Origin of the sequence: Rathayibacter sp. VKM Ac-2805, from assembly GCF_009834265.1 — a bacterium.
GTDB lineage: Bacteria > Actinomycetota > Actinomycetes > Actinomycetales > Microbacteriaceae > Rathayibacter.
Genome location: NZ_CP047185.1, coordinates 1843343 through 1858853, shown reverse-complemented (window position 1 = coordinate 1858853; position 15511 = coordinate 1843343). Strand labels below are relative to the sequence as shown.

The following is a 15511-nucleotide window of genomic DNA, read 5'->3' as shown; positions in this document are numbered from 1 at the left end:
CCAGACGGAGACGCATGTCCGAGATCACGGCCGACACGGTCGCCCATCTGGCCCAGCTGGCCAGGATCGACCTCACTTCCGACGAGATCGGGAGCCTCACCAGGGAGCTCGGCCAGATCGTCGACTCCGTGCGCGCGGTCCAGGCCGTCGCCACGCCCGAGGTGCCGGCGACCAGCCACCCGATCCCGCTCGAGAACGTCTTCCGGCCCGACGTGGTCGGCGAGACCCTCACGCTCGAGCAGGCGCTCTCCGGCGCGCCCGAGCACGACGGCAGCCGCTTCCAGGTCTCCGCGATCCTGGGGGAGGAGCAGTGAGCGCGCACGGCGACGAGCTCGTCCGCCTCAGCGCGTCCGCCCTCTCCGGGAAGCTGGCCGACGGCTCGGTCTCCTCGGTCGAGGCCACCCGCGCCCACCTCGAGCGCATCGACGCGGTCGACGGAGCGGTCCACGCCTTCCTCCACGTCGCGCGCGAGGGCGCGGTCGCGTCCGCCGAGGCGATCGACCGCCGGCGGGCCGACGGCGAGTCGCTGCACCCCCTCGCCGGAGTGCCTCTCGCGGTCAAGGACGTCATCGTCACGAACGACATGCCGACCACGAGCGGCTCCCGCATCCTCGAGGGCTGGCGCCCGCCCTACGACGCGACCGTCATGCGCAAGGTGCGCGAGGCCGGGCTGGTCCCGATCGGCAAGACCAACATGGACGAGTTCGCGATGGGCTCGACCACCGAGCGCAGCGCCTACGGCTCCACGCACAACCCGTGGGACCTCGACCGCATCCCCGGCGGCTCCGGCGGCGGGTCCGCCGCGGCCGTCGCGAGCTACGAGGCGCCCCTGGCCCTCGGCTCGGACACCGGGGGATCGATCCGCCAGCCCGCGCACGTGACCGGCACCGTCGGCGTGAAGCCGACCTACGGCGGCGTGTCCCGCTACGGAGCGATCGCGCTCGCCTCGAGCCTCGACCAGATCGGCCCCGTCTCCCGGACGGTCCTCGACTCCGCGCTGCTGCACGACGTCATCGCGGGCCACGACCCGCGCGACTCGACGTCGCTGCGCGACTCCTGGCCCTCCTTCGCCGACGCGGTGCGCCGCGCCGACGTGACGGGCCTCCGGATCGGCGTGGTCAAGGAGCTCGACGGCGGCGAGGGCTTCCAGCCCGGCGTGCTGGCGCGCTTCCACGAGGCGCTCGAGATCCTTCAGGGCGCCGGAGCCGAGGTCGTCGAGGTGAGCCTCCCGAGCGTCGAGCACGCGGTCGCCGCCTACTACCTGATCCTCCCCGCGGAGGCCTCCAGCAACCTCGCCAAGTTCGACTCGGTCCGGTTCGGCCTCCGGGTCACGCCGGAGGGCGGCGGCACGGTCGAGCAGGTCATGTCCGCGACCCGCGAGCAGGGCTTCGGCCCCGAGGTCAAGCGCCGGATCATCCTCGGCACCTACGCCCTCTCGGCCGGCTACTACGACGCCTACTACGGCAGCGCGCAGAAGGTCCGGACCCTGGTGCAGCGGGACTTCGACGCGGCCTTCGCGGACGTCGACGTGATCGCCTCGCCGACGGCACCGACGACCGCCTACCGCCTCGGCGAGAAGCTCGACGACCCGCTGGCGATGTACCGCGGCGACGTCACGACCATCCCGGCGAACCTGGCCGGCATCCCCGGCATCTCCGTCCCCGCCGGCCTCGCCGACGAGGACGGGCTGCCCGTCGGCATCCAGTTCCTCGCTCCCGCCCGGGAGGACGTGCGCCTCTACACCGTGGGCGCCGCGCTCGAGGCGCTGCTCGAGGAGAAGTGGGGCCGCCCGCTCCTCGCGCAGGCCCCCGACCTGACCCACTCCGTGCTCTCCGCGACCGAGGAAGGTGCCGTCTGATGGCCTCCGCGCACACGTCCGCTCCCGAGCTGATGGACTACGACGAGGTCTTCGAGACCTTCGAGCCGGTGCTCGGCTTCGAGGTGCACGTCGAGCTCAACACGAAGACCAAGATGTTCTCGGACGCGCCGAACGAGTTCGGGTCCGAGCCCAACACGAACGTGACCCCGGTCGACCTCGGCCTCCCGGGCTCGCTACCGGTCGTGAACGAGCAGGCCGTCCGCTACTCGATCAGCCTCGGCCTCGCCCTGGGCTGCTCGATCGCCCCGTCCAGCCGCTTCGCGCGCAAGAACTACTTCTATCCGGACCTGGCGAAGAACTACCAGATCTCGCAGTTCGACGAGCCGATCGCCTTCGAGGGCTCGGTCGAGATCGAGCTGGCCGACGGCTCGCTCGTGCAGATCCCGATCGAGCGCGCGCACATGGAGGAGGACGCCGGCAAGCTCACGCACGTCGGCGGCGCCACCGGCCGCATCCAGGGCGCCGAGTACTCGCTCGTGGACTACAACCGCGCAGGGGTCCCGCTCGTCGAGATCGTCACGAAGCCGATCTACGGCGCGGGGAAGAGCGCACCCGAGTACGCGAAGGCCTACGTCGCGACGATCCGCGACATCGTGCTGGCGCTCGGCATCTCGGACGCCAAGATGGAGCGCGGCAACCTGCGCTGCGACGCGAACGTCTCGCTCCGCCCGATCGGCCAGGAGAAGCTCGGAACCCGCACCGAGACCAAGAACGTCAACTCGCTCCGCTCGGTCGAGCGCGCCGTCCGCTACGAGATCCAGCGCCAGGCGGCGATCCTCGCCGCGGGCGGCACGATCACGCAGGAGACGCGCCACTGGCACGAGGACACCGGCCGCACCTCCGCGGGCCGGCCCAAGAGCGACGCCGACGACTACCGCTACTTCCCGGAGCCCGACCTGCTCCCGGTCGTGCCGAGCCCGGAGTTGATCGAGGAGCTGCGCGCCGCGCTCCCCGAGAAGCCCGCCGACCGCCGTCGCCGCCTCAAGCAGGAGTGGGGCTTCACCGACCTCGAGTTCCAGGACGTCGCCAACAGCGGCCTGCTGGTCGAGATCACCGAGACCGTCTCCGCGGGAGCCGCGCCGCAGGCGGCCCGCAAGTGGTGGACCGGGGAGATCGCGCGCCTCGCGAACGCGGCGGGCGAGGACCCGGCCTCCCTGGTCACCCCGGCCCAGGTCGCCGAGCTCGCCGGTCTGATCGAGAGCGGCACGCTGACCGACCGCCTCGCCCGCGAGGTGCTCCAGGGCGTCATCGCGGGGGAGGGCACCCCGCAGGAGGTCGTCGACGCCCGTGGACTCGCGGTCGTCTCGGACGACGGAGCGCTCATCGAGGCGATCGATGCGGCACTGGCCTCGCAGCCCGACGTGCTCGCGAAGATCCGCGACGGCAAGGTGCAGGCCGCCGGTGCCGTGATCGGTGCCGTGATGAAGGCCATGAAGGGGCAGGCCGACGCCGCCCGCGTCCGCGAGCTCGTCCTGCAGCGCGCGGCCGGCTGAGCCGGTGCGCGGGGAGGTGCGGTCATGAGTGGTGGAACCGGCGACGCGCCCCTTCCCGCGCGGCTCGAGCTGCCGGCGGGCGCCCTCCTGCGTCCTCTCGTCTCGAGCGACGCGGACCTCCTGCACGCGGTGATCGGCGAGCAGCGATTGTGGCTCGCGGCTCTCCTCCGCGGGGACGATCCGGCCGCCCTGCCGTCGGCGTCCCTCGGCGACGACGTGCGCGGTCTCCTGCGCCTCGAGGAGGAGTCGCGTGCGGGCAGAGCGCACGCGTTCCTGCTCGTCGGCCCGGACCGCACCGAGGCGCTGGGCGCTCTGAGCGTCCGGCCCGGCGGCGGCGACTCCGCCGAGGCCTCCTGGTGGGTCGTCCCCGCCGTCCGGGGCTCGCGGCTCGAGGAGGAGCTCGACGCCTGCGCGCGCCGCTGGCTCCAGCAGCACTGGCCCTTCGACACGGTCACCACGCCCGACAACCACCCCGACGATCCCGCCTCCCTGGCCGGGGCGAACATCGTGGCGCTCGTGCCCGCCGCGCCGGAGCGCACCGCCCTCCCCGACCCCGACGCCGCCTCGGCGGCGCTCCTCTGGGCGGAGTACCGCTCCGCACATCCGGGAGTCGACGAGGCGCTCCCGCCGGTCGAGGCGTTCGGCGACAGCACGGCGATGGCGGACGAGCTGCTGGGCCTCGTGCGGCGCGGAGTGAAGACGGCCACGGCGTCCCTCGCCGAGGAGGGGGCGCCCGTCGCGGGCGAGCACTGGATCGTCTGCGACGGCGCGGGAGCGGCGCGTGTCGTGCTCGTGACGGATGAGGTGCGGACCGGTCCGCTCGACTCCGTCGACGACGCGTTCGCCTGGGCCGAGGGCGAGGGGGACCGCACGCGCGCCTCCTGGCTCGACGGGCACCGCCGCTACTTCGCCCGCGTCTCACCTGGCGGCATCGGCGACGTGGTCTTCGAGCGCTTCCACGTGGTCTGGCCGGAGGCCGACGCCGAGCGCGCCGCCGCCTTCGCCCGCTCGGTCGGAGCGTTCCGGCCCGAGGAGCTCGACGGGACTCCCGCGCAGACCTAGGGGGTTTCCCGGATGCCCCGCTCAGGCGCCCTGCGCCAGAGTGGAGTCATGGCTACTCTCGTGCGCCCCCGTCGGGGCAGGATCATCGCCGGCGTCTGTGCCGGTCTCGCCCGCCGATTCGGCTGGAGCCCCTTCGTGGTGCGTCTCCTGTTCGTGCTCTCGTGCCTCCTCCCAGGGCCGCAGATCATCGCCTACCTCGTGATGTGGGTGGTCATCCCGAAGCAGAAGTGACCGTTGCCCCCGCTCCGAGCAGCCTCTGAGAGAACGCTCAGCACCCGGAGCGGTGAGAGGCCTACGGTGGCGGTGTGCGTCCGTCGGGCGCCGAGGAGGAGATCATGGGATTCCTGGACCGACTGCTGGGCCGCGACGAGCAGCCCGAGAGCGCACGCCGCTCGACGTACGCGCCGCCGCAGGCCGCGGACCGCAGGCCCGAGTACGGCTCTCCTCCGGCGACGTCTCCGCGCACCGACGATGAGCGTGCCATCGAGCGCTACCGCTACCTCCTCCGCACCGCGCCGCCCGAGGCGATCGAGCAGGTGCACCGCGAGGCCTTCGAGCAGCTGACCCCGGAGCAGCGGCAGCAGGTCTTCCGAGAGCTCAGCGAGGGGGCCCCTATCGGCGACGCGCCGAAGGACGACGACCCCCGCACGCTCGCCCAGTCCGCCACGCGGAGCGAGCTGCGCCAGCCCGGATTCATGGAGCGGCGCTTCTCCGGCGGCGGAGGCATGGGCTTCGGCGGCGTCCTCGCCTCCTCGATGCTCGGCACGATCGCCGGGTTCGCGATCGGCTCGGCCATCGCGGGCGCGTTCCTCCCCGACGCGGGAGGCGACTACGCCGGCGGTGACGGCGGGGGAGACGCCTCGGCCGACGGCGGAGCGGATGCGGGAGGTGCGGACGCCTCCGGTGCGGACGCCGGAGACGGCGGCGGCTGGGGCGACTCCGGCGGCGGCGACTTCGGTGGCGGAGGCGACTTCGGCGGGGGCGGCGACTTCGGAGGCGGCGACTTCGGAGGCGGCGACTTCGGCTTCTAGCCTCGTTGCAGAGGGCCCCCGATCACGGACAGTGGTCGGGGGCCCTCGCTCGTTCCGGGCTAGTCCTCGTCGGTCAGCATGGCCTTCACCTGGCGGCGGAGGACCTTGCCGATCATGCTCCGCGGCAGCTCGTCGACGACGGTGATCCGCTTGGGCACCTTGTAGGGGGTCAGCGCCTCCCGGACGGCCTTGCGGGCGGCTGCGACGTCGAGCTGCGCGCCCGGCTCCAGGACGACCGCCGCCGCCACGGACTCGCCGCTGCGCGGATCGGGCAGGCCGACCACCGCCACCTCCTTGATCTCGGGCAGGCGGAGCAGCACCTCCTCCACCTCGGACGGCGAGACGTTGAAGCCGCCCGTGATCACGAGCTCCTTGATCCGGTCGACGATGCGCACGAAGCCGTCCTCGTCGATCGTCGCGATGTCGCCGGTGCGGAACCAGCCGTCACCGGTGAAGGTCGCCGCCGTCTCGTCGGGCTTGCGGTGGTAGCCCCGGAACACCTGCGGACCGCGCACGACCAGCTCGCCCTGCTCGCCGGTCGCCACCTCCGTGTCGGAATCCTCGGGATCGACGATCCGCACGTCGGTGCCGGGAAGCGGGAGCCCGACCGTCCCGGCGCGTCGCGTCGGACCGACCGGGTTCGCCATCAGGACCGGAGAGGTCTCCGAGAGGCCGTAGCCCTCGACGAGCGTGCCTCCGGTCAGCGCCTCGAACGACTCGACCAGCGCCGGGTCGAGCGGCATCGCGCCGGAGATGGCGATCTCGATGCCGCGGAGGGAGACGCCCCGCTGCTGCGCGCTGCGCGCCAGGCGCTCCGCGATCGGCGGAACGGCCGGGAGGAAGGTGGCGGGGTGCTTCTTGACGACCTTCAGCACCAGCTCCGGGTCGAACTTCGGGAACAGCACCAGGCGCGCGCCCATGCTCATCGCGAAGGTGAGGCAGAGCGTCAGCCCGTAGGCGTGGAACATGGGGAGCACCGCGTAGACCACGCAGTCGCCGCGGCGGACCGTCGGCACCCAGGCGCGCGACTGGGCGGCGTTCGCCGTCAGGTTCGCGTGGGTCAGCTCGGCGCCCTTGGGCGTGCCGGTCGTGCCGCTCGTGTACTGGATGACCGCGAGGTCCTCCGCGACCGGGCGCGGGTGCGCCGGGTCGATCCGCCGCCTCAGCAGCGACTCCCACTCGATCGCACCGCGGACCGGCCCGGTCAGCGCGGCGCGCGACTCCCGGGCCTTCTTCAGCGGCAGGCGGAGTGCTGCGCGCATCGAGGCGGGCATCGCGCGGGTGAGGTCGACGGCGACGACGGTCTCGACGCCGAGATCGGCCGGGAGGTCCTGCACCGTCGGCACGACGCGGTTCCAGGCGATCGCGACACGAGCGCCGTGGTCCTCGAACTGGTGGCGCAGCTCGCGCGGGGTGTAGAGCGGGTTGTGCTCGACCACCACGGCGCCGAGCCGGAGGACGGCGTAGAAGGCGACGACGTGCTGCGGGCAGTTCGGGAGGACGAGGGCGACCGGATCGCCCGCGCGGACGCCCAGGCGGCGGAGGCCCTCGGCGGCCCGCTCCACCTCGTCGGCGAGCTGGGAGTAGCTGGTCGAACGGCCGAAGAACTCGAGCGCGACCTGGTGGGGATAGCGCTCGGCCGACTCGGTGACGATGTCGACGAGCGAGCCGGTCGGGAGCTCGAGCTCCGTCGGCACGCCGGGCGCGTAGCTGCGGATCCAGGGGCGGGGCGGGTGGGTGCTCACCCGCCCCACTCTAGGAGGAGGGGCCGGGGCTCAGGCTCCCTGAGCCACCGCGTCCTCGATCGGGGTGGGACCGGAGACGATCTCCCACGTCTTCGCGATGGAGGTCGGCTGCGCCAGGGCGGCGATCACCGTCGCGGCGACGTCCGCTCGCGGGATGCTCCCCTTCTCGACGGAGGTGCCGAGCGTGATCGTGCCGGTGCCCTCGTCGTCCGTCAGCCCGCCCGGGCGGAGGATCGTGTAGTCGAGGCCGGAGTCGCGCAGTGCCGCGTCGGCGTCGCGCTTGGCCTCGACGTAGGCCTTCCAGCCCTCCTCCGTGTCCTCGGGGAGCGGCTCGTCCACACCGATCGCACTGACCTGCACGAAGTGCTGGACCCCGACGATCGCGGCGGCCTTCTGGCTGAGGACGGACGCCCCCAGGTCGACGGTGCGCTTGCGCTCCGGGCCCGAGTCGGGTCCGGCTCCGGCGGTGAAGACCATGCCGTCGACGTGGCCCAGCGCCTCGGCGAAGGCCTCGGGCGTCGTGTCCTCGAGGTCGTGCACGAGCGGCTCGCCGCCCAGCCGGACGATGTCCTCGGCGTGATCGGGGTTGCGGATCACTCCGACCGACTCGTGGCCGGCGTCGTAGAGCAGGTGCAGGATCTGCTGCCCCACCTTGCCGTGGGCTCCGATGACGGCGATGCGTGTCATGGACGTTCCTCTCCTCGTCGGGGCGGGTCGCCCCGTGTTCGTGGTCCCCTCCATCCTGCCGCGGCGTCCCTGGACGCCCCCAGGCCTTGACGGCGTTCGGGCGCCGGGCCGTCAGGCGGCGAGGCGGTCGTCGCGTCCGGTGATGGCGAGCAGGCGGCTCTGGAGGGAGGCGGCGTCGTCGACCGGCACGGGCGCGGCGTAGAGGCCGCTCGCGCGCAGGGTCTCCTCCTGGGGTGCGAAGAGCTCCCAGACCGCTGCGACGAGCTCCTCGTCCAGCCGCTCGTCGCTGCCGGTCGCGCGGGCGAGGTCCCAGGCGTGGACGGTCACATCTGCCGTCTGCTCCTGCAGCAGCTCGACGGCGCTGACGGTGTCGCGCCCCAGCTGCACGGTCGCGGCCGGGTCGACGGTGCGGACAGCGTCGCGCAGGCGGTCGGTCACGCGACGCCACTCGCTCCTCAGATCGGTGGCGACGGACTCGAGGCGCAGCGCCGACTCGTCGCCCCCCGAGAGGAGCGTGTGCGCGCGCTGCTGCTCGCGGACGACGTGCAGCACCAGAGCGCGCGTGTCCCACTCGGTGTCGGGCGTGGGGGCCGACCAGTCCTCGACGGCGCTCAGCCGGAGCTCGAAGGCGCGGTGGGCGCGGTCCTGCAGATCGAGCCAGCGGCTCATCTCGGCGCCGGGGCCGGTCTCGGTGGCGGTGGGGGAGTCGGGCTGCTCGTGCGTCATGGTCTCTCCGGAGCGTCGTGGTGCTCGGGTCAACCGCGAGTGGTCGGCGCTCATTCCCGGCCGGCCCGGGCGCAGCGGTCGAGCGGCCGATGTCGGTGGTGCGTGCGAGCATGTCCCGAGGCGTGGGCGAGCAGGACGGAGCGGCGTGAGCAGGCAGGACGGCGCGGCGTGAGCGAGCAGGACGGCACCGCATGAGCAAGCAGGACGGCACGGGGCGGCAGGTCACGACCGAGCCCTTCGACGACCCGCGCGCGAGCATCATGCACATCGACATGGACGCGTTCTTCGCCTCCGTCGAGCTGCTCGACCGGCCGGATCTGCGCGGGAGGCCGGTCATCGTGGGCCACCACGGAGCGCGCTCCGTCGTCACAGCGGCGACGTACGAGGCGCGCCGCTACGGCGTCAACTCGGCGATGCCCATGGCGGTCGCCCTCCGCCGCTGCCCGCAGGCCGTGGTCCTCGAGCCGCACATGGAGCGCTACCGCGAGGCCTCTCGCCGCGTCATGGCGATCTTCGACTCCTTCACGCCGCTGGTCGAGCGTCTGAGCATCGACGAGGCGTTCCTCGACGTCGCGGGTGCCCGCCGCATCTCGGGCTCGCCGTTCGCGATCGGCACCGAGATCCGCCGCCGGGTGCACGCCGAGCTCGGGCTGACCTGCTCGGTCGGGATCGCCAGCACCAAGTTCGTCGCCAAGCTCGCCTCCGGCCGCTCCAAGCCCGACGGTCTGCTGGTCGTCCCCGCCGACGGCGTCCGCGAGTTCCTCGATCCGCTGCCCGTGAGCGCGCTGTGGGGAGTCGGCGCGAGCACGGAGGAGGCGCTCGTCCGCCGCGGTCTGCGCACCGTCGCCGACGTCGCGACCACCCCGCTGCCGTCGCTGGTGTCCGCCCTCGGCGAGGCGACCGGGAGGCGCCTGCACGCCCTGGCGAACGGGGTGGATCCGCGGCCGGTCGACACCCGCCAGATCGAGAAGAGCGCCGGACACGAGATCACGTTCGCCGATGACGTGGCCGACCCCGAGCTCGTCCGTCGTGAGCTGCTGCGGCTCTGCGACAAGGTCGCCGTGCGGATGCGCCGCTCGGGAGTGCGCTGCCGCACCGTCGCGGTGAAGGTGCGCTTCGGCGACTTCAGCACCCTCACCCGCTCCCGCACGCTCGTCGAGGCGACGGACGTGGCCCGCGTCCTCTACGAGGCCTCCTCCGCGCTGCTCGAGGCGGCCAACCCGATGCGGCGGCCCGTGCGGCTGATCGGCGTGCGCGGCGAGCAGCTCGTCGAGGGCGACGACGTCGCGTTCTCCCTGTGGAGCGACTCCGACGACTGGCGCGACGCGGAGCTCGCGGTCGACGGCGTGGCCGCCCGCTTCGGCTCCGGGGCCGTGCGTCCCGCCTCGCTCCTGTCCCGGTCGGCTCCCGAGTCGGCCAAGGGGATCGACCTCAGCGACACGCTCGCTACGCGGAACCGATCGTCAGACTGATCGGGCGGTGGTCGGAGCCGTTCGGCGGCAGGACCGCGACGGTCGCGGCGGTGACGCCGTCGGCGAGCGCGTGGTCGAGCGAGACGAGCGGCAGCAGGGACGGCCAGGTCGCCGGGAAGCCGACTCCGCCCGTGCGGACGAGGCCCGCCTCCGCCAGCACCGGAGCGAACAGGTGGTCGTCCGTCGGCGTGTTGAAATCACCGATGACCAGTGTCCGCTCCGACTCGTCGTCTCGGAGAGCGGTGGCGAGGTTCGAGAGCATGGTGTCCCGCTCCTCGTGGTCGCCCGGCCGGAACGAGGCCAGGTGCACCACGAACAGGCGAGCGCTGCCGACCGGTGTGTCGACGTCGACGGCGAGCGCGCGCTCCCAGCCGAGACCGAGGTCGAGCGGCTCCTCGTCGGTCAGCTCGGTCCGGCTCCACACGCCGACGGTGCTCGAGACGGACGAGTACGGGTACTCGTCGGCCAGCTCGGCGTCGACCGCGTCCACGGCGTCTCCGTCGAGCTCCTGCAGCGCGATCACGTCGGGGCCGCGGGCGGCGAGCGAGGCGGCGAGCCCGCCGGCGTCGCCGCTCGTCTCGATGTTCTGGCTGACGACGGTGAACGAGCCGGAGCGCACGGCCGGCGCCGGCAGTGCGACCGGCAGCACCAGCACGCCGTAGACCATCGCCAGCACGGTGACCGCGGCCGCCGTCCGGCGCGACCGGAGGGCCGCCGCGGCCGCGATGAGGAGCAGCACGAGGAGCCCCGTCCAGGGGATCCCGACCTCGAGGACCGACAGCCAGCCGATCGGATCGGGCAGCGCGCGGTGGAAGGCGAGGAAGGCGGCGAGCACGAGGCTCGCGACCGCCACCGCGGCCGAGCGCACGGGGCGGCGGCGGCGGGTGCGGGCGGACATCCGTCGATCATGGCAGCAGGTCCCCGGAGGTCCATGGACGAGTCCTGTGCGCCCCGGCGGGCCGCTTGTCGCCGCGGAGAGCCGCGGAGTACCGTCGCACCATGCCCAACATCGCAGTCTCCCTGGCCGACACCGTCACCACCGCGGGTACCGCGACGATCTACGGCGAGCCCGTCACCGTCGACGGCGTCTCGCTCGTCCCCGTCGCCCTCCGCTGGTTCGGCTTCGGCGGAGGCAGCGGCTCCGAGGACGGCCAGGAGGGCGGCGGCGGGGGCGGCGGCGCCACGGTCATCCCGATCGGCGCCTACATCAAGGACGACCTCGGCCTGCGTTTCCAGCCGAACGTGATCTCGGTCCTCGCCGTCGGCATCCCCTTCGTGTGGGTGACCGGCAAGGCCCTCGCGCGCATCATCCGCGCCCTCAAGAAGTAGCCGGAGCGGCCCCGCGTCAGCTGGCGCGCTGCTGGCGCGCGGGGTACCACTTCTTCTTCGTCCGGCCGAAGCCGACGATCAGCCGCTCGGCGTCGTCCGGCCGGCGTGGGTCGTAGATCACCGCGGCGGGCTCGCCGGCCATCCACGCATCCCCGCGCTTCAGCGGGTACTTCTGCGCGCGCTTCTCCACACCCTCGGCGGTCCGGTAGACGACCAGGAGCCGGCCCAGATCCCGTGCCGAATCGCGATCGCCGCGTGCCGGATCCGGCCCGACGACGCGCGCCGGCACCCGCGTGCCGTAGCTGAGCAGCTCGCGGCGGATCCGCGCACGGCGCTGCCAGAGCAGAGCCTGCAGCAGAACGATCAGCAGCACGGCCAGGACGACGACCACCGACCACGACATGACGTCTATGATTGCCGACGAACACGGGAGTCCGGTGCACCGGGCTGAGAGGAAGGCAGCAGCCTTCGACCGTCGAACCTGATCTGGGTCATGCCAGCGAAGGAACGTTTCGATCTCCTCTTACCAACCCGTGCCCTCCATTCGCTTCCACGAAAGGGCACGTCAGTGCAGAACACGAACGCGCAGAACACGAACGCGCAGAACACGAACGCGCAGAACCTCACCTCCTCCGCCCCGGCCCGGCGCGATCTGCGCTGGCGGGTCGTCGACATCGTGGTGGCGAGCGTCGTCGCCGTCGCGAGCGGGATCGTCTTCTGGGCCTGGGGCCTGGCGACGAACGTCCTCGGCCTCGCCTTCGAGTTCCTGCCCGGGCTCGGCGGGCTCCTCGGCGGCGGCTGGCTCTTCGCCGGCGTCCTCGGCGGCCTGATCATCCGCAAGCCCGGAGCCGCGCTCTACACCGAGCTGGTCGCCGCGGCCGTGTCGGCTCTGATCGGCACCCAGTGGGGCTTCACCGTGCTGATCTCCGGACTCGTGCAGGGACTCGGCGCGGAGATCGTCCTGGCGCTCTTCCTCTACCGCAGCGGCCGTCCGCTCGTCGCGATGCTGGCCGGTGCCGGTGCCGGGCTGGCCCTCGCGATCAACGACCTGCTGTCGTACTACGCCGTCAACGACGCGCTCTTCAAGACCGTCTACGTCGCCTCCTCGATCGTCTCGGGCGCGCTCCTGGCCGGGCTGCTGTCCTGGTTCGCGGTGCGGGGGCTTGCGGCCTCGGGAGCGCTGGACCGCTTCGCCTCCGGGCGCGAGGGCCGGACGGTCGAGGGAGCCGGCGCGGGCGCTCGATGAGCGGCGCCTCCGTCCGGGCGCGGGGCTGGAGCTGGCGGCACGCGGGACGCTCCCGCGACGCCCTCTCCGGGCTCGATCTCGCGCTGGAGCCGGGGGAGCGCGTGCTGCTCCTCGGCCCCTCCGGCGCGGGAAAGAGCACGCTGCTGCACGCCCTGGCCGGCGTCCTCGGCGGGGAGGAGGACGGCTCCGCGGCCGGTGAGCTCGAGATCGACGGAGCCGCGCCGCTCACCCGGCGCGGTGTCGCGGGGCTCGTGCTGCAGGATCCGGACACTCAGGCGGTCCTGGCGCGGGTCGGCGACGACGTCGCGTTCGCCTGCGAGAACCTCGGTGTGCCGCGCGAGGAGATCCCCGCGCGGGTGCGGGAGGCGCTCGGCGACGTCGGGCTCGACGTGCCGCTGGACCACTCCACCTCGGCGCTCTCGGGAGGGCAGAAGCAGAGGCTCGCCCTGGCAGGTGTGCTCGCCATGCGTCCGCGGCTCCTGCTCCTCGACGAGCCCACCGCCAACCTCGATCCGGACGGCGTGCGCGAGGTGCGGGCGGCGGTGGAGCGCACGGCCGCCCGCACGGGGGCGACGCTGATCGTCGTCGAGCACCGGGTCGACGTGTGGGTCGGCCTCGTCGACCGGGTCGTGGTGCTCGGGCGGGACGGCGCGGTCGTCGCCGACGGCGCTCCGGTCGAGGTCCTCGATCGGGCGCACGACGTGCTCCGCGCCTCCGGCGTCTGGCTGCCCGGTGACACCCCCGCCCGGCGCGGGGCGAGCGTGCTGCCCTCGCCCGCCGCCCTGAGCGCGCACGACCTCGCCATCGGCCGGCCCGTCCTCGGGCGCCGCCGCTCGACCATCGTGGCCTCGGGGCTCGAGCTCGCCGTCGACTCCGCGCGGGCCACGGCCGTGCTGGGACCCAACGGCGCGGGGAAGTCGACCCTCGCGCTCACGCTGGCCGGTCTCCTGCCGCCGGTCGCGGGGCGGGTGACCGCCTCCGAGTCGCTCCGCGCCGGTGCGGGCCCGGAGCCGATCCGCTGGACCTCGGCTCAGCTCGCCGGACGGATCGCGATGGTGTTCCAGGAGCCGGAGCACCAGTTCCTCACCGCTCGCGTGCGCGCCGAGCTCGCGCTGGGCGCCCGCGACGAGACGGAGCGGCATCGGGCGGAGGAGCTCCTGGAGCGCCTCGGCCTCGCGCACCTCGCCGACGCAAACCCGTTCACCCTCTCCGGAGGCGAGAAGCGGCGCCTGGCCGTCGCGTCCGCCCTCACCCGGTCGCCGTCCGTGCTCGTCCTCGACGAGCCGACGTTCGGGCAGGACCGCCTGACCTGGGAGGTGCTCGTCGACCTCCTCGCCGAGCAGCGCGACGCGGGCACGGCGGTGCTCGCCGTCACCCACGACGAGGCGCTGGTCGCCGCCCTCGCCGACTCGGTCGTCACCCTCGGCGCCCGCGAGGTGGTGTCGGGATGACGCTCCTCGACTCCGTTCCCGCGCGCAGCCGGATCGCCCGGGCCAACCCGGTCGCCAAGCTCCTCGCCAGCCTGGTCATCGCGTTCGCGCTCCTCCTCACGGTCGATGCGGTCTCCGCGGCGACGGCGCTGGCGCTCGAGCTGCTGGTTCTGCCCTTCGCGGGGCTCCGGGCGGGTGAGCTCGTGCGGCGGACGGCTCCCGTCTGGATCGCGGCTCCGCTCGCCGGCCTCTCGACAGTCCTCTACGGGCGTGACAGCGGCGCCGTCTACGCGGAGTTCCTCATCGTCTCGGTCACAGAGGGATCCGTCGCCCTCGGGCTGGCCATCGCGCTGCGCGTCCTGGCGATCGGACTGCCGAGCGTGGTCCTCATCGCCACCACCGACCCGACGGACCTGGCGGACGGCCTGGCGCAGATCCTGCGCCTGCCCTCGCGCTTCGTGCTCGGCGCTCTCGCCGGCATGCGGCTCGTCGGTCTGCTCGTCGACGACTGGCGCACCCTGTCGATGGCCCGCCGGGCCCGTGGGGTCGCCGACGGCCGCGGGCCCGTCGAGGCGCTCCGCAGCCTCGCGGCCCGCACGTTCTCGCTGCTCGTGCTGGCCATCCGGCGGGGGAGCAGGCTCGCGACGGCGATGGAGGCGAAGGGCTTCGGCTCCGGCGTCCCGCGCACCTGGGCGCGGCAGTCGCGCCTCGGAGCCGGCGACCTCCTGCTGCTCGCGGGCGGAGTGCTGATCGCTGCCGTCGCCGTGACCGCCGCCGTCGTCACCGGCTCCTGGAGCTTCGTCCTGCATGGCTGAGCGGATCCTGCCGCTGACGGATCACACGGCGGGCGACCTCGCCCGCTCCGTGATCGCGCGGCGTCGTCGGACGGTGCTGCTGGACGGACCGAGCGGCTCCGGCAAGTCGACGTTCGCGCGCGCGCTGGTCGAGCAGCTCCGTCTCGCGCCGGCGGCACCGTCGGTCGCGCTCGTGCGGATGGACGACCTCTACCCCGGCTGGACGGGCGTGGACCGGGCGTCGCGGGAGACGGCCGGGACGCTCGTCCGCCCCCACGGCCTCGGCCTCGCGGCGCACTGGCGGCCCTGGAACTGGGCCGCGGGGACGACGGCCGGGCGCCGCGTCGTCCGCGAGACGCTTCTCGTGCTCGAGGGCTGCGGATCGGCCGGCGCCGCCGCGCGCCGCCACGCCGATCTGGTGGTCTGGCTCGAGGCCGACGACGAGGTGCGGCGCGTGCGCGCGCTCGAGCGCGACGGCGAGCTCTTCGCTCCGCACTGGGACGCCTGGGACCGCGACTTCCGCTCCTACTGCGCTCGGGAGCGGCCCCGGGAGAACGCCGACCTCGTGCTGGACACGGGCGGCGGGGGAGCGGTGCGCGGCTGAGGGGTCCCCTCCG

At 73.5% G+C, this 15511-nt stretch carries 17 protein-coding genes and 1 riboswitch; of the genes, 12 read left to right on the top strand and 5 right to left on the bottom strand.

Features of this window, described 5'->3' with window-relative positions; genetic code table 11:
• Nucleotides 1–14: 14 nt before the first annotated feature.
• The 6 genes from gatC (at nucleotide 15) to GSU40_RS08625 (ending at nucleotide 5465) form a co-directional block, all read left to right on the top strand.
• Complete coding sequence (gatC, locus tag GSU40_RS08650; protein ID WP_104226848.1) at nucleotides 15–314, top strand: Asp-tRNA(Asn)/Glu-tRNA(Gln) amidotransferase subunit GatC; 300 nt, start codon at nucleotides 15–17, stop codon at nucleotides 312–314.
• A complete protein-coding gene (gatA, locus tag GSU40_RS08645) occupies nucleotides 311–1858 on the top strand; it encodes an Asp-tRNA(Asn)/Glu-tRNA(Gln) amidotransferase subunit GatA (protein ID WP_160034469.1) in 1548 nt (515 codons plus the stop codon). The genes gatC and gatA overlap by 4 nt, the downstream gene beginning before the upstream one ends.
• The gene (gene gatB, locus GSU40_RS08640; RefSeq protein WP_160034467.1) at nucleotides 1858–3372 is read left to right on the top strand and encodes an Asp-tRNA(Asn)/Glu-tRNA(Gln) amidotransferase subunit GatB; all 1515 of its coding nucleotides are present in this window, start codon (nucleotides 1858–1860) and stop codon (nucleotides 3370–3372) included. The genes gatA and gatB overlap by 1 nt, the downstream gene beginning before the upstream one ends.
• Before the next feature lie 24 nt (nucleotides 3373–3396).
• A complete protein-coding gene (locus GSU40_RS08635; RefSeq protein ID WP_160034465.1) occupies nucleotides 3397–4434 on the top strand; it encodes an ASCH domain-containing protein in 1038 nt (345 codons plus the stop codon).
• A gap of 48 nt (nucleotides 4435–4482) precedes the next feature.
• Nucleotides 4483–4665 carry a PspC domain-containing protein gene (locus GSU40_RS08630; RefSeq protein WP_104223873.1) on the top strand — a complete coding sequence of 61 codons (183 nt, stop codon included), beginning with the start codon at nucleotides 4483–4485 and terminating at the stop codon, nucleotides 4663–4665.
• Between the two features lie 104 nt (nucleotides 4666–4769).
• The gene (locus tag GSU40_RS08625) at nucleotides 4770–5465 is read left to right on the top strand and encodes a hypothetical protein (protein ID WP_160034463.1); all 696 of its coding nucleotides are present in this window, start codon (nucleotides 4770–4772) and stop codon (nucleotides 5463–5465) included.
• 59 nt (nucleotides 5466–5524) lie between these two features.
• Here GSU40_RS08625 and GSU40_RS08620 read toward each other — a convergent pair whose 3' ends face one another.
• From GSU40_RS08620 to GSU40_RS08610, 3 genes are all read right to left on the bottom strand, one after another.
• Nucleotides 5525–7210, bottom strand: a complete 1686-nt coding sequence (locus tag GSU40_RS08620; RefSeq protein WP_160034461.1) for a long-chain-fatty-acid--CoA ligase — start codon at nucleotides 7208–7210, stop codon at nucleotides 5525–5527.
• A gap of 30 nt (nucleotides 7211–7240) precedes the next feature.
• Nucleotides 7241–7897, bottom strand: coding sequence for an SDR family oxidoreductase (locus GSU40_RS08615; RefSeq protein WP_104223727.1), 657 nt, complete (start codon nucleotides 7895–7897; stop codon nucleotides 7241–7243).
• A 111-nt stretch (nucleotides 7898–8008) separates the two neighbouring features.
• Nucleotides 8009–8623, bottom strand: a complete 615-nt coding sequence (locus tag GSU40_RS08610; protein ID WP_244229430.1) for a TIGR03086 family metal-binding protein — start codon at nucleotides 8621–8623, stop codon at nucleotides 8009–8011.
• Between the two features lie 191 nt (nucleotides 8624–8814).
• Here GSU40_RS08610 and dinB point away from each other — a divergent pair, with 191 nt between their 5' ends.
• A complete protein-coding gene (gene dinB, locus GSU40_RS08605) occupies nucleotides 8815–10095 on the top strand; it encodes a DNA polymerase IV (RefSeq protein WP_104223726.1) in 1281 nt (426 codons plus the stop codon).
• On the opposite strand, the gene GSU40_RS08600 is transcribed toward dinB, so the two are convergent.
• A complete protein-coding gene (locus GSU40_RS08600) occupies nucleotides 10070–10993 on the bottom strand; it encodes an endonuclease/exonuclease/phosphatase family protein (RefSeq protein ID WP_104250548.1) in 924 nt (307 codons plus the stop codon). The two genes, dinB and GSU40_RS08600, sit on opposite strands and share 26 nt — an antisense overlap.
• A gap of 101 nt (nucleotides 10994–11094) precedes the next feature.
• On the opposite strand from GSU40_RS08600, the gene GSU40_RS08595 reads away from it, so the two are divergent.
• The gene (locus GSU40_RS08595) at nucleotides 11095–11424 is read left to right on the top strand and encodes a hypothetical protein (RefSeq protein ID WP_104223724.1); all 330 of its coding nucleotides are present in this window, start codon (nucleotides 11095–11097) and stop codon (nucleotides 11422–11424) included.
• Between the two features lie 16 nt (nucleotides 11425–11440).
• Here the strand turns inward: GSU40_RS08595 and GSU40_RS08590 are convergent, their stop codons facing one another.
• Nucleotides 11441–11827, bottom strand: coding sequence for a DUF3592 domain-containing protein (locus GSU40_RS08590; RefSeq protein WP_104223723.1), 387 nt, complete (start codon nucleotides 11825–11827; stop codon nucleotides 11441–11443).
• Nucleotides 11828–11841: 14 nt separating this feature from the next.
• A riboswitch (TPP riboswitch) is annotated at nucleotides 11842–11949 on the top strand.
• A gap of 43 nt (nucleotides 11950–11992) precedes the next feature.
• Here GSU40_RS08590 and GSU40_RS08585 point away from each other — a divergent pair.
• From GSU40_RS08585 to GSU40_RS08570, 4 genes are read left to right on the top strand one after another with little or no spacing between them, the layout of a single operon-like run.
• A complete protein-coding gene (locus GSU40_RS08585) occupies nucleotides 11993–12670 on the top strand; it encodes an ECF transporter S component (RefSeq protein ID WP_104223722.1) in 678 nt (225 codons plus the stop codon).
• A complete protein-coding gene (locus GSU40_RS08580) occupies nucleotides 12667–14121 on the top strand; it encodes an ATP-binding cassette domain-containing protein (protein WP_160034457.1) in 1455 nt (484 codons plus the stop codon). The genes GSU40_RS08585 and GSU40_RS08580 overlap by 4 nt, the downstream gene beginning before the upstream one ends.
• Nucleotides 14118–14915 carry an energy-coupling factor transporter transmembrane component T gene (locus GSU40_RS08575; RefSeq protein WP_104223720.1) on the top strand — a complete coding sequence of 266 codons (798 nt, stop codon included), beginning with the start codon at nucleotides 14118–14120 and terminating at the stop codon, nucleotides 14913–14915. The genes GSU40_RS08580 and GSU40_RS08575 overlap by 4 nt, the downstream gene beginning before the upstream one ends.
• Nucleotides 14908–15498 carry a hypothetical protein gene (locus tag GSU40_RS08570; protein ID WP_160034455.1) on the top strand — a complete coding sequence of 197 codons (591 nt, stop codon included), beginning with the start codon at nucleotides 14908–14910 and terminating at the stop codon, nucleotides 15496–15498. Before GSU40_RS08575 ends, GSU40_RS08570 begins: the two co-directional genes overlap by 8 nt.
• The last annotated feature ends 13 nt before the right edge of the window (nucleotides 15499–15511 follow it).